This window comes from uncultured Thiothrix sp. (assembly GCF_937876535.1).
Lineage (GTDB): Bacteria > Pseudomonadota > Gammaproteobacteria > Thiotrichales > Thiotrichaceae > Thiolinea.
Window position 1 is genome coordinate 119,873 of record NZ_CALFHZ010000021.1, and the last position, 17,962, is coordinate 137,834.

Annotated in this window: 24 protein-coding genes; 20 read left to right on the plus strand and 4 right to left on the minus strand. The window is 43.1% G+C overall.

Translation table 11 applies throughout. The features are described 5' to 3' along the window. Positions 1-66: 66 nt before the first annotated feature. A complete protein-coding gene (locus Q0230_RS14965) occupies positions 67-1,311 on the minus strand; it encodes a hypothetical protein (protein WP_298610985.1) in 1,245 nt (414 codons plus the stop codon). A gap of 308 nt (positions 1,312-1,619) precedes the next feature. Here Q0230_RS14965 and Q0230_RS14970 point away from each other — a divergent pair, with 308 nt between their 5' ends. After that, positions 1,620-1,880 carry a SemiSWEET transporter gene (locus tag Q0230_RS14970; RefSeq protein WP_298610986.1) on the plus strand — a complete coding sequence of 87 codons (261 nt, stop codon included), beginning with the start codon at positions 1,620-1,622 and terminating at the stop codon, positions 1,878-1,880. Between the two features lies 1 nt (position 1,881). On the opposite strand, the gene Q0230_RS14975 is transcribed toward Q0230_RS14970, so the two are convergent. Beyond that, positions 1,882-2,646: a helix-turn-helix domain-containing protein gene (locus tag Q0230_RS14975; protein ID WP_298610987.1), complete on the minus strand. Its 765-nt coding sequence runs from the start codon at positions 2,644-2,646 to the stop codon at positions 1,882-1,884. Between the two features lie 106 nt (positions 2,647-2,752). Here Q0230_RS14975 and Q0230_RS14980 point away from each other — a divergent pair, with 106 nt between their 5' ends. The 10 genes from Q0230_RS14980 (at position 2,753) to Q0230_RS15025 (ending at position 8,581) form a co-directional block, all read left to right on the plus strand. Then, positions 2,753-3,193, plus strand: coding sequence for a hypothetical protein (locus Q0230_RS14980; RefSeq protein ID WP_298610988.1), 441 nt, complete (start codon positions 2,753-2,755; stop codon positions 3,191-3,193). A gap of 178 nt (positions 3,194-3,371) precedes the next feature. Beyond that, a complete protein-coding gene (locus tag Q0230_RS14985; protein WP_298610989.1) occupies positions 3,372-4,184 on the plus strand; it encodes a metallophosphoesterase family protein in 813 nt (270 codons plus the stop codon). 16 nt (positions 4,185-4,200) lie between these two features. Further along, positions 4,201-5,121 (plus strand): diacylglycerol kinase family protein, encoded by a 921-nt coding sequence (locus Q0230_RS14990; RefSeq protein ID WP_298610990.1) that lies wholly within the window; start codon positions 4,201-4,203, stop codon positions 5,119-5,121. Between the two features lie 38 nt (positions 5,122-5,159). Further along, positions 5,160-5,642 carry a TspO/MBR family protein gene (locus tag Q0230_RS14995; protein WP_298610991.1) on the plus strand — a complete coding sequence of 161 codons (483 nt, stop codon included), beginning with the start codon at positions 5,160-5,162 and terminating at the stop codon, positions 5,640-5,642. Between the two features lie 158 nt (positions 5,643-5,800). Further along, entirely contained in the window at positions 5,801-6,277 is a 477-nt protein-coding gene (gene ureE / locus Q0230_RS15000; RefSeq protein ID WP_298610992.1) for an urease accessory protein UreE, read from the plus strand. Then, on the plus strand, positions 6,274-6,948 hold the full coding sequence (locus Q0230_RS15005) for an urease accessory protein UreF (RefSeq protein ID WP_298610993.1): 675 nt from the start codon (positions 6,274-6,276) through the stop codon (positions 6,946-6,948). The genes ureE and Q0230_RS15005 overlap by 4 nt, the downstream gene beginning before the upstream one ends. Before the next feature lie 17 nt (positions 6,949-6,965). After that, entirely contained in the window at positions 6,966-7,577 is a 612-nt protein-coding gene (gene ureG / locus Q0230_RS15010; RefSeq protein ID WP_298610994.1) for an urease accessory protein UreG, read from the plus strand. A gap of 191 nt (positions 7,578-7,768) precedes the next feature. Then, positions 7,769-8,083 carry a hypothetical protein gene (locus tag Q0230_RS15015; RefSeq protein WP_298610995.1) on the plus strand — a complete coding sequence of 105 codons (315 nt, stop codon included), beginning with the start codon at positions 7,769-7,771 and terminating at the stop codon, positions 8,081-8,083. A 19-nt stretch (positions 8,084-8,102) separates the two neighbouring features. Next, on the plus strand, positions 8,103-8,384 hold the full coding sequence (locus Q0230_RS15020; RefSeq protein WP_298610996.1) for a hypothetical protein: 282 nt from the start codon (positions 8,103-8,105) through the stop codon (positions 8,382-8,384). After that, complete coding sequence (locus Q0230_RS15025) at positions 8,351-8,581, plus strand: hypothetical protein (protein ID WP_298610997.1); 231 nt, start codon at positions 8,351-8,353, stop codon at positions 8,579-8,581. The genes Q0230_RS15020 and Q0230_RS15025 overlap by 34 nt, the downstream gene beginning before the upstream one ends. A 7-nt stretch (positions 8,582-8,588) precedes the next feature. Here the strand turns inward: Q0230_RS15025 and ubiB are convergent, their stop codons facing one another. Both ubiB and Q0230_RS15035 read right to left on the minus strand, forming a co-directional pair. Beyond that, positions 8,589-10,253 carry a ubiquinone biosynthesis regulatory protein kinase UbiB gene (gene ubiB / locus Q0230_RS15030; protein ID WP_298610998.1) on the minus strand — a complete coding sequence of 555 codons (1,665 nt, stop codon included), beginning with the start codon at positions 10,251-10,253 and terminating at the stop codon, positions 8,589-8,591. Positions 10,254-10,293: 40 nt separating this feature from the next. Next, positions 10,294-10,857 carry a DUF2058 domain-containing protein gene (locus tag Q0230_RS15035; protein ID WP_298610999.1) on the minus strand — a complete coding sequence of 188 codons (564 nt, stop codon included), beginning with the start codon at positions 10,855-10,857 and terminating at the stop codon, positions 10,294-10,296. Positions 10,858-11,040: 183 nt separating this feature from the next. On the opposite strand from Q0230_RS15035, the gene Q0230_RS15040 reads away from it, so the two are divergent. The 9 genes from Q0230_RS15040 to Q0230_RS15080 all read left to right on the plus strand — a co-directional run bounded on the left by Q0230_RS15040 (position 11,041) and on the right by Q0230_RS15080 (position 17,946). Further along, on the plus strand, positions 11,041-11,229 hold the full coding sequence (locus Q0230_RS15040) for a hypothetical protein (RefSeq protein ID WP_298611000.1): 189 nt from the start codon (positions 11,041-11,043) through the stop codon (positions 11,227-11,229). Between the two features lie 178 nt (positions 11,230-11,407). Further along, on the plus strand, positions 11,408-12,016 hold the full coding sequence (locus Q0230_RS15045; protein ID WP_298611001.1) for a hypothetical protein: 609 nt from the start codon (positions 11,408-11,410) through the stop codon (positions 12,014-12,016). Between the two features lie 95 nt (positions 12,017-12,111). Continuing rightward, the gene (locus Q0230_RS15050; protein ID WP_298611002.1) at positions 12,112-12,366 is read left to right on the plus strand and encodes a UPF0175 family protein; all 255 of its coding nucleotides are present in this window, start codon (positions 12,112-12,114) and stop codon (positions 12,364-12,366) included. Beyond that, positions 12,366-12,842: a DUF3368 domain-containing protein gene (locus tag Q0230_RS15055; RefSeq protein WP_298611003.1), complete on the plus strand. Its 477-nt coding sequence runs from the start codon at positions 12,366-12,368 to the stop codon at positions 12,840-12,842. Before Q0230_RS15050 ends, Q0230_RS15055 begins: the two co-directional genes overlap by 1 nt. Before the next feature lie 188 nt (positions 12,843-13,030). Further along, positions 13,031-14,092: a PQQ-dependent sugar dehydrogenase gene (locus tag Q0230_RS15060; protein ID WP_298611004.1), complete on the plus strand. Its 1,062-nt coding sequence runs from the start codon at positions 13,031-13,033 to the stop codon at positions 14,090-14,092. Positions 14,093-14,158: 66 nt separating this feature from the next. After that, positions 14,159-14,890: a 1-(5-phosphoribosyl)-5-[(5-phosphoribosylamino)methylideneamino]imidazole-4-carboxamide isomerase gene (hisA, locus tag Q0230_RS15065; RefSeq protein WP_298611005.1), complete on the plus strand. Its 732-nt coding sequence runs from the start codon at positions 14,159-14,161 to the stop codon at positions 14,888-14,890. Between the two features lie 2 nt (positions 14,891-14,892). Beyond that, positions 14,893-15,666: an imidazole glycerol phosphate synthase subunit HisF gene (gene hisF / locus Q0230_RS15070; RefSeq protein WP_298611006.1), complete on the plus strand. Its 774-nt coding sequence runs from the start codon at positions 14,893-14,895 to the stop codon at positions 15,664-15,666. A gap of 19 nt (positions 15,667-15,685) precedes the next feature. Next, positions 15,686-17,596 carry an AAA family ATPase gene (locus Q0230_RS15075; RefSeq protein WP_298611007.1) on the plus strand — a complete coding sequence of 637 codons (1,911 nt, stop codon included), beginning with the start codon at positions 15,686-15,688 and terminating at the stop codon, positions 17,594-17,596. A gap of 29 nt (positions 17,597-17,625) precedes the next feature. Then, complete coding sequence (locus tag Q0230_RS15080) at positions 17,626-17,946, plus strand: phosphoribosyl-ATP diphosphatase (RefSeq protein ID WP_298612080.1); 321 nt, start codon at positions 17,626-17,628, stop codon at positions 17,944-17,946. Positions 17,947-17,962: the final 16 nt, after the last annotated feature.

Consider the following 17,962-nt stretch of genomic DNA (forward strand, 5'->3'; position numbering starts at 1 on the left):
AGCATTAAATGCTGAATAATTTAACATTTTGCATTTAGGTAAAAAATTGCTTTCATTTTTTATAAGTTACCTGGCTTTGTTATTGCGGTATTTTTCTTCAAAGATACTCTCAGCTCTTTGATCCAAGTAATCGTAGTCAATAGGCCTAAGAGTTGATATTTTCTGGTCTATGTAAAATTGTAGATGGTCTAGCCTTGTTCGCATTAACTCACTGACTTGACTCATATTAGCTCCATATGAGTTTAAATTTAATAATAAATCAGTTTTGATTTTTTTTGTTTCATTCAATAGTTCTGTTTGAAGATCAAGAAGATCATTTACCGATTCATTTTCCACTTTTTTGATTGCTAGATCGAGTTTGACTAGTTCGCTATTGAAATCTTTGAGACTTAATTCTAGATTTCTAGAGAGCTTTTCAGATTGATTGACTCTATCAATTATTTTATTAGAAGTTTTTTGGAATTCTTTTTTAAGATCAGGGTTTATTTTTAGGCTAATTTGATTTAAGCTTTTTAAATCTTTCTTTGATTCTTCAGAAAGGTGATGTATTTCTTTTACTGTTTGTTCAATAGTTAGGTTTCTGCTAACTACATCTAATTGAATATTGTTTATGTTTCTAAATTCATCAGCTATCCTGTTATCTGTACTTAGGATTCGTTGAGAGAATGTATCCTTTAAATCATTTTTTCTAACAGCGAATACTATAAGAGGTACCATAGCTCCTAGAATAGCACCCAATAGAACCGAGTATAGTGTTTCATTACTGCTTGCATTTTTTACAGAATCTATAATTTCTTTTTTATCTTTTTCACTTAAAATAGCTGTTATGTTTTTTTCTTCACTAGACGGTAGATTCATTTTTCTAGTGCTTACTGCAACCGATATAGGAACACCCTCAGTTGATAAGAGAGGGATTTTTATTATGAAGTCGTTTTTTATATCAATAAATACTTGTCTGCTTGGCATAACAATTAATTGATATTCATAGTCATTTTCTGATATTCCTAAGGGAATAAAAAGTAATTCTTTGTTGTTTTTATATCCATATTGAGTCTTATCAGTATTTGAGATAATTATATTTTCAGACGCTTTAAGCGCATCTTTGGCTTTCCAGGTAACTTGCTTTCCATCTTCAAATATCTTTAAGTTTATTAATGCATAGTTTTCATTTTCATTAATGTGAATTTGATTTTTGTCTACACTGAGAGTGGTGGCAGCTAATCCTGTGCTAGGTATTATAATCGCAAGCATAGTTATAAAAAGGCCTATATTTATTCTTGATAAGAAGGTTCTTAGAGTTTTCATCTGCATCAGGCTTTCCTTTTTATGACCAACCTGTTGGTTTACTTGAGGTATTTGACTTAAGTAGTGTATATTAAAAAATGATCAAAGTTAAGTGCTTGCTCATAAGGTCTTTAAGATTTAAGCTTAAATGTAGGTGATATGATTTTAGAGATTATTTTTATCTAATGTCTTAGTTAGGTGATAATTTTTTACTTTAATTTCTAGATCGATTCAAAAGAAAGAAAATTGACCTAAAACTACACACTTCCTATGCTTGGATGAATGTAATTTACAAAATGCTCTTTTATCTTCTGTTTATTCTCTAAAGGAACCGCATGACTTCACTCGATTTGCTTGGATTAGTTGCCTCAGTTTTCACTACTTCTTCTTTCATTCCACAGGTATGGCGCACTTGGAAAACCCGCGATGTGAGTGGGATTTCCTTGCCCACTTATTTGATTATTACCGTTGGTTTAGCTTTGTGGTTGCTCTATGGGATTCTACGTGGTGATTTGCCTTTGATAGTAGCTAATGCAGTGATGGTGGTTTTGACTGGGGCGATTACTGTGATGAAAGTGGTTTTTAGCAAAAAATAGCTTAGAGCTCAGCCTGATAAAATGCGGCAGTTGTTTGATCAGCAGGAAACATCAACTCGATTTTATATTCACTAATTGTTAAGTCTTGTACTGAGCCGAGTTGGGCAAGTACTGAAAAGAAAGAGAGAGCCTGATTATTCAGTTGTAACTGTGTGCTTATAATGACTGGGTTTTCACTTTTGGTAGGCAGCGGTTTTTTAGTTGCCAAAGCGCCAGCTAAATCGTGCTCAAGTTGTTTTAGACGCACCGAAACTGGGTTAACTAAACTTTCTTGGTGAATGCGTTGTACGGTATGTGCAGCAGTTTCTGCCCAGTTGCTAATCAGCTGGCTATGGCGCTGATCATGCAGGAGTAACTCAATAAAATTACTACCTTGATAGTTGAATGCCTGCAATAAGCTGAGGGCTGCACTATTCGCATTGACTACATCCCAATCAGGATTAAAAACTAAGGCGGGGTAGGGCAAATGCTTGTTCAGCATCATCTCAATAGCTGTTAAAGCGGGCTTTAAACTAGCCGCAGTGTTGGCTTGATCGGTATATAAGGGTGCATAGCCTGCAGCTAACAAAGCTTGATTGATTTCTGCTTTAGGCACGAGTAAAAAACGCGCTATTTTTAGCAACATCTCCCGACTGGCTTGAGCGCGGCCTGTTTCCATAAAGCATAAGTGCCGGCTAGAAATATTTAATTCCAAGGCGAGTTGTAGCTGACTGTAGCGACGTGCCTGCCGCCATTGACGTAAAAGCTGGGCAAAAGAAGTCTTCATGAGGGAAGTATTACATAGCAGTTCAGCTTAAACACTTACCTGTGAGGTAATTGTTCTGCTGCGTCCTAGTTTCTAGACTCAAATTATCAATCCAAGGAGTATGAACATGAGTTTAGAACAACGTGTTAAGTTAATGCAGATCGTATCCTTCAGCGTAGGGGGCTATGCTTTCCTTTGGGCGCTAGCACCTTATGAAGCCATCAATGGGCCAGCTCGCTTTATCTTAAATTTATCCGCAGGTTCCTTAGGAGGTTTATTTGAGCCATTGAACCTGCACGCCCAATGGCTATCCTCGATTGGCGCTGGGTTATTAATGGCCGTTGCGATTATCAGTTATGGTGTGATAGCTCCCGCTATTCGCCAAGTGAATCCACAGGATGCGCAAATTATTCGCTTTTTCAAACTAGCTATTATTGCTTGGTATTTGATTGATAGTTTAGGTTCAATAGCAGCAGGTGTGGTGGTTAATGTGCTCTTTAATACAGTTTTTTTAGGTTTGATTTTTCTGCCTTTATTAAGATTAAAAACTCTAGATCCTAGCCATTGATTGTTAAGTGCATTTAGCGGTTTCAATGACTTAAATTTGAGTTAACCCCTTTGAGTTTGGCTAGTTTGCTTGCAAGATCATTCTAGCCCAACCTTCAGCACCAATAATTTACTTCAATATGCACTCCAGCGTGAAGGCTGCTATAACTAATCTTTATTTTTAGTCAGCTCATGCGTTTATGCCTAGTTTTGTTCATATTTCCGATCTGCATTTTGGCCGCGAGCAAGCCGAGGTCATCGCCGCTTGGTTTAAAACCACCGCACAAATTCAGCCCGACTTAGTGATTATCAGTGGGGATTTAACCCAGCGCGCCACGGATGAGGAATACATAGCGGCTCAGCAGTTTCTAGCACAATTACAATGGCCCTATTTTACGATTCCGGGTAATCACGATATGTCGGCTACTGATTGGCCTGAGCGTTTTTTGAGTCCTTGGAAAAAGTGGGAAAAGTATATTAATCCGGCTACTGAGCCAGTACTCAAGCAAGCCGGATATAGCGTGGTGGGTGTGAATACTGCGCGTGCCGCAGGTTTTTATTTTGATTGGTCGCGAGGACAAATCAGTAAAAAACAAATCAAACAAGTACAGGAAAAATTCGCAGCTACGTCTGAACAGGATTTAAGGCTGGTGGTGGCACATCACCCCTTTTGGCTGCCGGAGCAATCTGAATATCGCGATCTAGTTGAGCAGCGTGATCATGCACTAGAAGCTTTCCATTTTGCAGGAGTGGATTTAATTCTCAGTGGGCATGTGCATTTACCGTATACACAAGTTCTGCAAGGGGTGTTGATTGTGCATGCAGGTACGGCCTTTTCTAGTCGTTTAGTTGCAGGCCAAGCTAATAGTTTTAATGTGATTAAAGGTGATCACCTGCAGCTTAGCGTGGAGTTTATGACTTGGCAGGGTAACGAGTTTCAACTTGCGGAGCGACGTGAGTTTCAACACAGAGATGGAGTCTGGCAGCAAACTGCTGGGCTAAATTCGGTATAGAGGGAGCTTAGTATCTATGCAAACTCACACCCAAGACCTTACAAAATTACCAGAGCGTTTACCTTTATTTATCAATCCTCATGCAGGTAGTGCACCTGCTTTATTGGAGCAATTGCGCCAACAAGAGCGCTTAATTATTCATGAGGTCACACCGGATACCTTACGGGCTGCTTTACAAGCAGAAATAGCCGCAGGTACACCCCGTGTCCTCGTTTGTGGGGGCGATGGTACTTTGGCTTTAGCTGCGTCGGCTTTGGTTGGTTCACAAACAGCTATGGTGGTCGTCGCGGGTGGAACGTTGAATCATTTTGCGCACAATTGGCAACTGCCCACCGAGTTAAATACAGCGCTTGATCTTGCTTTTGCCAGTCCACAAGTGGCTGCGGTGGATGTAGGTTATGTAAATCAGGCGTTGTTTTTGAATACCAGCTCAGTCGGTGCTTATGTGCATTTTGTGCGTGCCCGTGAGCTATACGAAACAAAAATGAGTTATCGCTTAGCGAGTATTCGGGCTGGCTTCAAAGGTTTGCTGCGGTTGCGTAGTTCACGTTTGTATGTGAATAGTAAAAAAATTCGTTCACCGCTGATTTTTATTGGGGTGCGGGAGCGGGATATAAGCTTGTCAGGTTTGGGGGCAGTACATGCCAATAGCCAACATGTCCTGCATATGCTGATTGTCAAAACCACGACTTATTGGTCACTGACTAAACTAATTTTTAATGTCATGTTCCGTGGTCTTGAGCCAGCAACTAAATCAGAAAATGTCGATAGCCAGTTAGTTGAGCAGGTCATGATTAATAATAGCCACCACAAACGCAGTATTTATGTGGCTTTGGATGGCGAGTTAACCTTGCAAACTACGCCCTTAGAATACCGCTATGTCCCTAATGCGCTTTTAGTAGTCACCCCATCTGTGACTATAAGCGCAACGGAATAGCCTACACTCAAGATTTTAAGCTATCAGTGAGGCGAATAATGTTCAGACAATTGCTGGGATTTTTAGGATGGTTCTTGATTACTTTCTTAGCAGCAGGTTTAGGTGCTTGGGGGTCAGCGAGCGCACCTAGTTTTTATCAAAGCTTGAGCTTACCAAGCTGGGCACCACCTGCTTCGGTGTTTGGGCCGGTTTGGTCGGTGTTGTATGTATTAATGGCGATGGCTGTTTGGTTAGTTTGGCGTGAGCGTGGCTGGTTAGGCACAGCACGCATCGCTTTAGGTCTTTATTTAATGCAGCTAGCGTTGAATGCCTTGTGGAGTTGGGCATTTTTCACTTGGCATCAAGGTGGTTTGGCGTTTGCAGTGATTATCCTGCTATGGTTCTTAATCTTGGCTACGCTAATTAGTTTTTGGCGGATCAATAAGCTAGCGGGGGCTTTACTAGTACCGTATCTAGCGTGGGTGAGCTTTGCGGCCGTGCTGAATTTTACCGTTTGGCAACTCAATCCTAGTCTGTTATAGACTTTAAATACGCTGAGAGCCGCGCTGAAAAAGTGCAGTTTTAGCCTCATTAAATCTCAGCTTCACCGTTTAAGTGCGTAGTGGCAGTCATTTTTAGGCTAGCTGCTTGGCATGAAATCTGCTGAATAGTTAGCAGCTCTATTCTTGCAGGTTAGCTTATGCTGAAATTAATTGAAATTCTTACCCCTTCTCCCAGTGGTGTCTCGACACATACTCTGACCTTGCCCTATGAGCGGCGGATTATTAGCCGTCAAAAAGTGACTTTAGACCAAGGGGGAGAGGCCGGCTTATTTTTAGTGCGTGGCGCTAGCTTACAACATGGCGACGTACTCAAGGCTGAGAATGGGGATTTAGTCCAAATTCAAGCTGCCTTAGAAACGGTATCCACTCTGTATTGCACTGATCGTTTACTATTCGCCCGTGCCTGCTATCACTTAGGGAATCGTCATGTGCCTTTAGAGATTCGCGATGGTCGTTTGCGTTATCTACATGATCATGTGCTAGACGATATGTTGTTAGGCTTTGGCCTAAAAGTTGTGGTTGAGCAAGCGACTTTTGAGCCAGAAGCAGGTGCTTATGCAACAAGTGGGCATAGCCATTCTCATAATCATGGTATCCATTCGCATCCGGTATGACTGAGCAGCTTGCGCTTTTACGCCTCATGCATTTGATTAGCCCTACCTTGCCGATTGGCTCATTTACCTATTCACAAGGAATTGAGTGGGCCGTGGAAACTGGCTGGATTAAAGATGCGAACTCACTACAAGCATGGCTAGCTAGTCAACTGGATAACAGCCTCACCCATGTAGAACTGCCGTTATTAAAACGTCTGTATTTAGCTTGGCAAGCGAATGATTTAGACGCTGTCGAATCTTGGATTGCATTTTCGAATGCTAGCCGTGAAACCAGTGAGCTATTGTTGGAGGAAAAAAATCGCGGGCGCGCTTTAACCGATTTATTGATTGCGTTAGACCTGCCACAAGCGGCTGAACATAAGTCGTTATTGAGTCAAAGCCAAGTGGCTGCGTTTGCCTTAGCCAGTTGCTATTGGCAAGTTCCGCTAGAGCAGGCTGCATATGGTTATGCATGGAGTTGGTTAGAAAATTTAGTGTTATCCGCCGTGAAAATTATTCCACTGGGGCAGACTCAAGGGCAGAAAATTTTGTATCAAATGACCGCTTTGCTGTTAGCGGCTAGTAAGCAAGGCCTAAATCTTGCTGATGACGATATGGGTGCAACTTTACCCGCTTTAGCGCTTGCCAGTAGTCGGCATGAAACCCAATACACTCGTTTATTTAGATCTTAACTCAAGGACTTAAAGTCATGTCAAATCCCTTACGTGTGGGAGTCGGTGGGCCAGTCGGTTCTGGCAAAACCGCCTTATTGGATGCTTTATGCAAAGCCATGCGCGATCACTATGAAATTGCGGTAGTAACTAATGATATTTACACCAAAGAAGACGCCCAGTTTTTAATGCGCAGTGAGGCCTTACCCGTAGAGCGCATTGTAGGGGTAGAGACGGGTGGTTGCCCGCATACTGCGATTCGCGAAGATGCCTCGATGAATTTAGCTGCTGTGGAGGATTTGCAGATCCGTTTTCCTAAGCTCGATGTGATTTTCATTGAAAGCGGTGGGGATAATTTATCAGCTACTTTCAGCCCCGAATTAGCTGATTTGACTATTTATGTGATTGATGTGGCTGAAGGTGAAAAAATTCCACGCAAAGGTGGCCCTGGCATTACCCGCTCGGATTTGCTGGTGATTAATAAAATCGACCTTGCTCCCTATGTAGGTGCTTCTTTAGCAGTGATGGAAGCGGATAGTAAACGCATGCGTGGTGAGCGTCCGTTTGTATTTTCAAATTTAAAAGAGAAGCTGGGCTTACAGACTATTATTGATTTTATTGTCGAGCGTGGCATGTTGAATCTGCATTAATTCAACTGAGCATCTATACTTTTTCTTGAGTAAGAAGGCTAACTATCAGTAGTGAGTTGCCTGATTTACAACCACGCTCATCCCAAAATTACACCTCTAATTCAGAGGTTTTCTAGCTTATTGGTTGTTTTGGTGTAAGGTAATAGTGATATGTGAACTTTTTTATTGCTTAACTAATAAGGATATTCGCTATGGCAAAACCACAAGACCCTGAGTTTGATGTGCAAGCTGAATTTGAAAAAATGAAGTCGCAAGTTGCTGAGCTATTAGACTCCTTGAAGGAAAAAGGTGAAGCAAAAGCCAGTAAATTAAGTAGTAAAATCTCCAATGAGCTGGAGGATTATAAAGATGCTGCTATGAAAAAGGCACAACAAGTGCAAGATGCGAGCAGTGACGGAGTTGAGCAAGTCACTCATTATGTCAAAGCTAATCCTTTAGCTAGTTTAGGTATTGCTTTTGGGATTGGCTTTGTCTTGTCGCGTTTACTGAGTGGCAAAAACAGCTAACTTAAACTAGGTCGCTTTTATGAAGGCAATAACAGAAACGATCATTAGTTTATTTGACTTAGTAGAGGCGGAAGGCCGCCTCTTGCGGCAAAAAACGCTTAAAACAACGACCATTGCTTTATTGATGGTCGTTGCTGCAGGTTTATTCTTAAGCAGCCTTATTCTCTTAATGGCTGCTTTTTATAATTTCTTAATCCAATTCTGGAGTATACCCACCGTATTATTAGTGACTGCTATTTTGGGTTTGGTTTTAGCTGGAGGGGTGGTATGGTACGTACAACGTCTAAACCGCAATCTGTAGAACAGGCTAAAGCTCGACTGCGAGCCAATGTAGCAGCAGTCGATTATTTAGCGCCCTTGCGGACTCATCCTTTACCTTTATTAGCCGTAGGGTTAGTCGGTGGTTTTGTGGCTTTTCGCGCGTTGAAAAAAGGTAATATTAAAGCAACTACAGGATTGTTTGAGTTAGGAGTAGCAGTAGCCCGTAAACTACTTTAACACTACTTTAACGTTTCACTAAACCATAAACTAAAAGAGTAATACCCGCTAAACCTAAACTCCAATCTAAGAGCACAAAAGCTGGGTCAAACATTAAAGTGGGTGAGCTAATCAAAATACTACCCCCTATAATTAAGCTGCCACCGGCTAAAATAAAACGAGTACTAATTTGCGAGCGTTTTAACTCTTTTTGCATTCGCTCTAATTGCTTAGATTCATACTGTAGTTTTAAGCGCTGCTCTGCAGTTAGCTTGAGGACATCATGCAATAAGTTGGGCATATGAGGCAGATTTTCTAATAATTTAGGTAAATTAGTTTTTACCCCATTCAATAAAGCCCGTACACCGACTTGCTCATCCATCCAGCGCTCAATAAAAGGTTTAGCGGTCGACCATAAATCTAAATCCGGATACAGTTGCCGCCCTAAACCTTCGATATTCAGTAGGGTTTTTTGCAGCAGGACTAGTTGCGGCTGTACTTCCATATTAAAGCGCCGCGCCGTTTGGAATAGGCGTAGTAAAAAATTCCCAAAGGAAATATCTTTAATCGGTAAATTAAAAATAGGCTCGCACACCGAGCGAATTGCGGATTCAAACTCATCCACGCGCGTATTGGCAGGCACCCAACCCGATTCAACATGCAATTCAGCCACGCGCTTATAATCGCGATTAAAAAATGCATAGAAGTTTTCAGCTAAATAACGCTTATCTTCTGGAGTTAAAGTGCCCACAATCCCAAAATCGACCGCCATGTATTGCGGTTCATGCGGGTGAGTCGCATCCACAAAAATATTTCCTGGATGCATATCTGCATGGAAGAAGTTGTGCCGGAAAACTTGGGTAAAAAATACCTCAACCCCTAACTCGCCCAAGCGCTTGAAGTTTATGCCTAAATCTTTTAAACGCTGAATATCCCCAACCGGAACTCCATAAATCCGCTCCATGACCATCACATTAGTATGGGTATAATTCCAATGTACTTCAGGCACATAGAGTACCGGATTGCCTTCGAAATTGCGTCGCACTTGACTGGCATTCGCGGCTTCACGCATTAAATCGAGTTCGTCGAAAATGGTTTTCTCGTATTCAGCTACGATCTCGACTGGACGTAAGCGCCGTGCGTCTTTCCAATAGCGTTGCACTAGATCCGCCAATAAATACATGACTTCAATATCTTGGCGAATAATCTTCTCAATTCCTGGGCGCAATACTTTGACTACTACTTCTTTGCCATCCCAAAGTTGCGCGGCATGCACTTGAGCAATTGAAGCCGAGGCCATCGGGTCGGTTTCAAAGCGTTGGAAAACTTCGGTCACCGGACGACCGTAAGCCTTCTCAATTAACTGTCGTGCTTCGGTGCTGGAAAAGGGCGGGACACGATCTTGGAGACGAGTGAGTTCGGTCGCAATATCATCCGGCATTAAATCGCGGCGGGTCGAGAGCATTTGCCCAAATTTAATGAAAATCGGGCCTAATGCTTCGAGAGATAAGCGAATGCGTTCACCACGAGGGCCTAAATCTTGGGTTTGACGCTTCCAATTCCACGGAAACAGATGATAGATAAAGGCAACTGGGCGAAAGAGTGGAATACTCAGTACGAGTTCATCGAGGCCATGGCGAATAAAAACTCGTTGAATAGTCCAAAGGCGCAATAAGCGAGTAATGGATTTCATGCGTTACCGTTGGGGTAAGTGGGGGCTTAAACGGAATGGCTTACCACATTAAATCATCAGGAATTTGATAAGCTGCGTAAGGATCTTCTTCAGCAGGAGTCGGGTTCTTATTCACATTTAAGACGACTACAGCGCTCGCATCACGCTGGGCAATTTTCTCAGCGATTAAGCGCGGTACTAATTCATAGCCATTACCCAAACGCACCACCGCTAATAAGCCATAAGCTAAGCGATCTTGCAGTAACTCTGTCACGAAGATTTTTTTGATTTTGTTTTGATCAGCAAACTGATAGCTGATTTCACCTTGTTTGCGATCAATCCTATTTATTTCAATCAGCTGGCGAATCTGAGCTTGAATAGCTTTGTGCTCAGCTTGCTCGCGTTGCTGGCGATTGAGTTCTTTGGAACGTTTGGCTTGTTCTTGTAAGGCTTTTTCAGCAAGTACTTTGGCTTCATCCACTTTCACCTCGCCGGTGCGCTTGGCTTCTTTTTGCGCCTTTGCCGTTTTTTGATGGGCGTTTTTGCGTTCTTCACGCGCCGCTTTTTCCGCTTTGGTTTGATCAATCAAGCCGGCTTTGAGAAGTTGGTCTTTTAAGGAAGTCATGGTTTTGTATCCACCACTGCTGAAAGAGGCGGCTAGTATAGCATTGCTTGGGCTTAGGCGGGAAAGGTTAGGTGTAGTTCTAGGTTAAAGTGCAAAACTTTGGTAAGGGTCAATCTGCTTGCTTTATAGGCACTAGGTTTGCCGGTTAAACTTCGATATTCTGAAATTAATCTTTGAATTTTTATGCCCGAACCCGAATGCCAACTCATCGAAAAGCCCAACATCACCTGTAAACGCCTCGACGATCCAACGATCACCACCGCCATTTTCCAAGGATTAATTACTAGTGCTGACAGTATTTATCACTTAACCAAACTTGGCGAAGGTAAATACGTATCGCACGCTGATAAGGAAAAACCAATTGAGGTTTAAATTGAGGATGAACTGATGCATCCGGTTAGTCTCAGGTGTCGAGGCTAAGCGTTATCAAATGTCTAAAACAATCAGAGTATCGACAAACAATGCTTGTCCAAATTATTAGTTCCAAGATTGGTGAAAAGTTTGTTCTGCTCAGTTGACAGTAAGGGCACGTTTTACATGGATAACGTCGATGCAAGAACTACATACGGCTTACCGCGATGAACTGCAAAAACTCGAAAAGCGCCTGAATGCCGCACAAATGACCGAGGACACCAAAACCCCGCAATGGATTTGGGCAAAGTTTCTCGAAGAAAAACAATGGAAAACCTCCGATGCTGCCAAAGCCACCGGACTTAAAGGCAAAGCATTGACCGACTGGGCAAAAGCGCAATACCAAGCTGCCTTAGCGCAAAAACTCGAAAAACTTAGTGCCAACCTCAACCCCAGCACACAACTGACCGTCCTTTACGAAGACGGCGAATTAAGACTGCTAGCTAACGGCATTCCGGCTTTTGACAGCATTTTTGCAGACGATGCCGACCTGATTGCGGTGCAATGGAAATACCTGATTCGCTCCACCAACATCACACCAAGCGTCACCGCTGAAAAGCTGCTGGGCGAATTGCTCAGCCTCAAAACCACCGACAATGACAGCTTGCGGCGGCAAATTATCGGCCTAGATAAGAAACTAGATGAATTGCAGGCAGAGATTGAGGCAAAAGAGCGGGAGATGAATACCTTGGTGTATAAACTGTATAGGCTAACGCAGGAAGAGATTGTGCAAGTGGAAAGAGGTTAGCCGTGTCCGTCAAGATGTGGAAAATTGGCAGGCTCACACTAATCGCCTACACTAAAATCCTTACCTCAGTTGTTTTCGGTAGGAGTACATAAAACATGCAAGTCACAATGGACATACCCGAACAATTTGCACTGGATAAAACTAGACCAGAGATTATCAGTACACTCAAGTTATATGCGGCTTTGGCTCTCTTTCAGGCAGGCAAGTTATCAGCGGGGGCAGCCACTGAATTGGCGGGCATAGACCGCTATAGCTTTATGGCTGAGTGTAAGAAGCACAATATTCCCACCATCAACTACACCCCAGATGATCTAGATGCTGAGCTTGCTGATTTTCGGATGACCTCCTAATGCTGGTAATTGCCGATACATCGGCTTTGGTTGCAGTAGCAGCTTGTAAGGGTTTGCATTGGTTGGATGCATTATTCACCCAAGTTTATGTCCCTCAGGCAGTGTTTCAAGAGGCGACCGTTTTTGGTAAACCGCAAGCTGAGAAGCTGCTGGGGTATTTACAAAACAAAGTGTTGGAGATTGACTTACGGGATTTCATTATTAATACCCAAGGGCTAGGGCAGGGTGAATTAGAAGCAATGGCGCTCTATAAGCTAAAACATGCTGATCGCTTACTTATTGATGATCTAAAAGCTAGAAAAGCGGCAACTCACAATCATATAAAAATCATTGGTAGTGTTGGTATTTTGTTATTGGCTAAAAAGCATGGTTTGATTCCTGCAATCAAGCCGTATTTGTTCATTATTCAGCAGTCAGATCTTCACTTAAGTAAAGATTTAATCGCCCACGCCTTACAGTTAGCCGGAGAGGATTAAATGTCTACTCAATATCTCCGAACTCTGTGCTCTTTAATACTGCGCAGTAGCAACTTAGTCAGAAAGCTTGCCATCTTTTCTTCATAGCCAACTACACTCATAGCTAGAGTGTGAGTGTTAACTTTAAAAATCGAATAATCAGAATGAAAAAGTATTGGCTATACCTATGCCTAGGCCTCCTCAGCCTAGTGCTTGTGGGTTGCGAGGCACGTTCGGCAAGCCCTGTGATTGCGACTAAAGTAGTGGGTGGTTTAGATCATCCTTGGGGTATGACTTTTTTGCCAGATAATGAGATTCTGGTCACCGAGCGCGGTGGGCAGTTGCGTAGTGTGCAAAAAGGTAAATTATCACCCCCAATTGCGGGTGTCCCTAAAGTCTATGCGCAAGGTCAAGGTGGTTTATTAGGGATAGCAGCTCATCCACAGTTTTCTGAAAATCGGTTAATTTATTTAGCCTATAGCGGTATGGGAAAAGGTGGAGCGAGTACTGAATTAGTTCGTGCTCAATATAAGCAAGGCAAACTAAGTAATCTGCAAAAGCTATTCGTGGCTTTACCAAAAGTTGATAGTGCTCATCATTTTGGTGGACGTTTACTATTTGATAAGCAAGGTTATTTATATTTGACGCTCGGCGAACGTGGTCAACAAGACCTGGCTCAAGATATTAGTAATCATGCAGGTGGGGTAGTACGTTTACACGATGATGGTAGTGTACCTGAATCGAATCCTTTTAAAGATAAAGCAGGCGCTGCACCTGAATTATTCACCTATGGACATCGTAATGTGCAAGGCATTGCCCTAAACCCTAGCAGTGGTCAGGTTTGGACGCATGAACATGGCCCGCAAGGGGGCGATGAAATCAATATTCTCAAAGCAGGTGCTAACTATGGCTGGCCAGTAATTACCTATGGCGAGCAATATGGGGGTGGGCCAATCGGTAAGGGTAAAACCCAACAAGCCGGTATGGAACAACCTTTACATTATTGGGTGCCTTCGATTGCTCCCTCCGGTATGACCTTTTATAGCGGTGATAAATATTCAGGTTGGAATGGCAGTCTTTTTGTTGGATCTCTTAAATTTTCTAAATTAGTTCGCTTAACTTTAGTTGGTGGCAAAATTGCTGCTGAAGAAAGTTTACTCGAAGATGAAATAGGCCGAATTCGTGATGTGCAACAAGGCCCTGATGGCTATCTCTATCTCTTAAATGATGAAACCAATGGCGGTTTATATCGCTTAGAGCCGAGTCAATAATTCTAAACTCTGTTGGCTAGCTAGATTTTGCGCTAGGATGCGGACTTCGTTATTTAGGATCTAATCATGCTGCTGATTCCTGCTATCGACCTGAAAGACGGTCAATGTGTACGCCTGCGTCAGGGGCGTATGGATGATACGACGGTATTCTCTTCCAATCCTGTAGATGTCGCGCAGCGTTGGGTGGATGCAGGGGCACGTCGTTTACACTTGGTCGATTTGAATGGTGCTTTTGAGGGCAAGCCCGTCAATGGCGAAGTCGTGCGTGCGGTGGCGGCTAAGTTTCCACATTTGCCGGTACAAATAGGTGGGGGCATTCGTGATACAGCTACGGTCGCTGCCTATTTAGAAGCGGGTGTTAAGTATTGCATTATTGGCACGAAAGCTGTGCAAGAACCGCTATTTGTAGTCGAACTCTGTAAGCAGTTTCCGGGTCACATCATCGTTGGAATTGATGCAAAAAATGGCATGGTAGCAACTGATGGTTGGGCTGAGGTCTCGCGAGTGGCCGCAGTTGATTTAGCTAAGCAATTTGAGCAAGCAGGCGTGAGTGCCATTGTTTATACCGATATTGCCCGCGATGGCATGATGACTGGCGTGAATGTCGAAGAAACTGCCAAACTCGCTGAAAGCATTTCAATTCCAGTCATAGCTTCGGGTGGCGTGACTAATCTTGAGGATATTAAGGCACTACTTGCAGTAGAGCGTAAGGGTGTAATGGGTACGATCTTAGGCCGTTCGATTTATGAAGGCACGATTGATCTGGCGGAAGCGCAACGCTTAGTGGATGGAGTCTAATCATGGGCTTAGCTAAGCGCATTATTCCTTGCCTTGATGTTGATAATGGGCGCGTGGTGAAGGGCGTGAATTTCGTCGATATTCGCGATGCTGGTGATCCTGTAGAAATTGCTGCCCGCTATAATCGCGAAGGTGCGGATGAGATTACCTTCCTCGATATTACCGCCAGCTCCGATAATCGTGAAACCATTGTGCATGTGGTAGAAGCAGTGGCTTCGCAAGTGTTTATCCCATTGACCGTTGGTGGTGGCATTCGCAAACTAGATGATGTGCGTCGGATGTTAAATGCTGGTGCAGATAAGGTTGGAATCAATACCGCAGCGATTACTAATCCTGAATTAGTGCGCGAAGCCACGGATTATTTTGGCTCACAATGTATTGTGGTCGCGATTGATGCCAAGCGTGTGAGCGAGGCGGGCGAGCCTTTGCGTTGGGAGGTGTTTACTCATGGGGGACGTAAACGCACCGGGATTGATGCGGTCGCTTGGGCAGAAAAGATGGCAATTTATGGTGCAGGTGAGTTATTAGTGACGAGTATGGATCGCGATGGCACCAAAAGTGGCTTTGATTTAGCTCTAATGGCGGAGATCAATGAGCGAGTTTCAGTGCCATTAATTGCCTCCGGTGGCGTGGGTAATTTACAGCACCTTGCTGATGGCGTATTAAAAGGTGGCGCTGATGCGGTGTTAGCCGCTAGTATTTTTCACTTTGGCGAATATACCGTGAGCCAAGCCAAAGAGTTTATGGCGGCGCAAGGTATCGAAATGCGCTTATAAATAATTTTAAGGAGCCTTCATGCTGCAAGTTGATAAGCAGTTAATTGCCGAACGAAAAGAACAATTAGAGTTAGTCCGTCACACGCTTAAGCAGCATTTTATAGGGATCGATAAAATCATTGATGATTTAATCGGCTATATCCAAGTCTGGTATTTAATGCCAGAACTGTTGCAGCGTCCGGTGATTGTTAATCTCTGGGGCATGACGGGTGTCGGCAAAACCGATTTAGTCCGCAAATTAGTCCGTGCACTTAATTTTCAAGAGCGCTTTGCTGAAATTGAGTTATCCAATATCGATCAGACGTTTTGGCATTCCTCGGTTTCCTCAATTTTAGATAAGCGTGAGTTGCACGATAGCAAGCCCTGTATTCTTTTATTTGATGAAATTCAGCGCTTTAATACCATTGATGTTGAAGGCAAGCCGCTTGCCCAATCGCGGTTTATGGATTTTTGGAGCTTATTATCGGATGGCTATTTGACCCGCTATGATCAAGAGGCCAATGATATAGATAATTTCCTTGCACGCTATTTTTGGGAGCGGAAACGGAAGAAAAAGCGCTTAGATGCTGGCGAAGAACCTGAAACCAATTTTGATCCGTATGATCATTATATTAGTTCGTATGACTTATTATCTTTCAAGAAAACCCTGAATTTAGATATTGATTTAGAATCTCTTTTTGAATTACCTGAAGCTGAATTAGTTAATCTGCTCTTGAATGCGAAGAAGAAAAAGACTCTGTATGAGCCGATTAATCATGCGCAGACTTTAGTAATTATTTCTGGGAATTTGGATGAGGCTTTTTCGGTCGCGCGTGATGCAGCCGAAGCAGATGTTGATGCGGATATTTTTCATGCTATCAGCAGTAAAGTGACGTTGATGGATGTGAAAAATGCATTGTTGCGCAAATTTCGCCCGGAACAAGTGGCACGTTTTGGCAATATTCATCTGATTTATCCGAGCTTACGCAAGCAAGATTTCCAAGCTTTGATTGCACGCGAGTTGAAGCGTATTCAACAGGAAACGGCTGCGCGTACCGGTATTCAACTAAGTATTGATCACAGTATGGAGACGCTGATTTACCGCAATGGTGTCTTCCCTGCGCAAGGTGTGCGGCCAGTATTTTCGAGTGTGACCGATATTTTAGAGGTTAATTTATCGAATCTGTTGTTGCACGCACTGACTACAGGTGCAGAGAACATTGCCTTGCGTTATGACACAACCGCCAAGCAAATTGTCGCCCAAGTGGGTGAGCAGGAAGTTAAAGTTGCTTTTGAAGGGCGGATTGATCAGATTCGTGCGAGTAATCAAGCAGCAGCCACGGCGAATATTAGTGTGCATGAAGCGGGTCATGCGGTTTTGTATATGGTCTTGTTTAAATTAGTGCCGATGCAGCTGCAAAGCCGGATTGCAAATAGCTATGCGGGTGGCTTCACTTTCCCCCATCAAATCTATCGCACTAAGCAAACCATGCTGGATATGATTAAAATTTTCCTAGCGGGTGGCTTGGCGGAAGAATTAATCTTTGGTGCAAATGAAGCTTCCATTGGACGTTCACAGGATCGCGAAGAAGCTTCTATTATTGCGCTCGATTATATGCGCCGGTATGGTTTTGATGATGGTTTCCAAGCTTGCTATGTGATGGAAGATCATGCCCATCGTATGAAGAAAGAAATTACTGATGCAGCGGTTGAGCAAATGATTGTGGCGCAAGTTGAAGCCGCACGTACTTTATTGTTAAGACATGAGCTGCTGTTGGTGGAGTTAGCGCAGAAATTATCAGCGACTGGAAAGCTTGAAGTGCAAGTCATTGCGGAGATTGCACAAGCATATGGCTTAGAGGTGAGCGTGCAGGATGAGAATTATTTGCATGTACCCGCGTATGATAAACAATTAGATTCTGCTAATTTATCTACTGGCAATTGTTCTTAAGCGCTGTCTTCGCGCATAATGCGCCCATGATGAATGATGCAATACTTTCACAACTAGCACAGGTGCTAGAAGAGCGTAAACAGGCTGCAGCTGATAGTTCATATGTGGCTAAGTTATATGGCAAAGGCTTGGATGCTATCCTCAAGAAAATTGGTGAGGAGGCCACAGAAACGGTCATGGCAGCGAAAGATGGTGATAAAGAAAAAATCGTCTATGAAGTCGCGGATTTATGGTTTCATAGCCTAGTACTCTTAGCTCAGCAAAATTTACACCCGCAAGACGTGCTAAAAGAATTGGAACGTCGTTTCGGCTTATCAGGCTTGGCTGAGAAAGCCAGTCGACCCTCTTAACACGATAGGATGATGA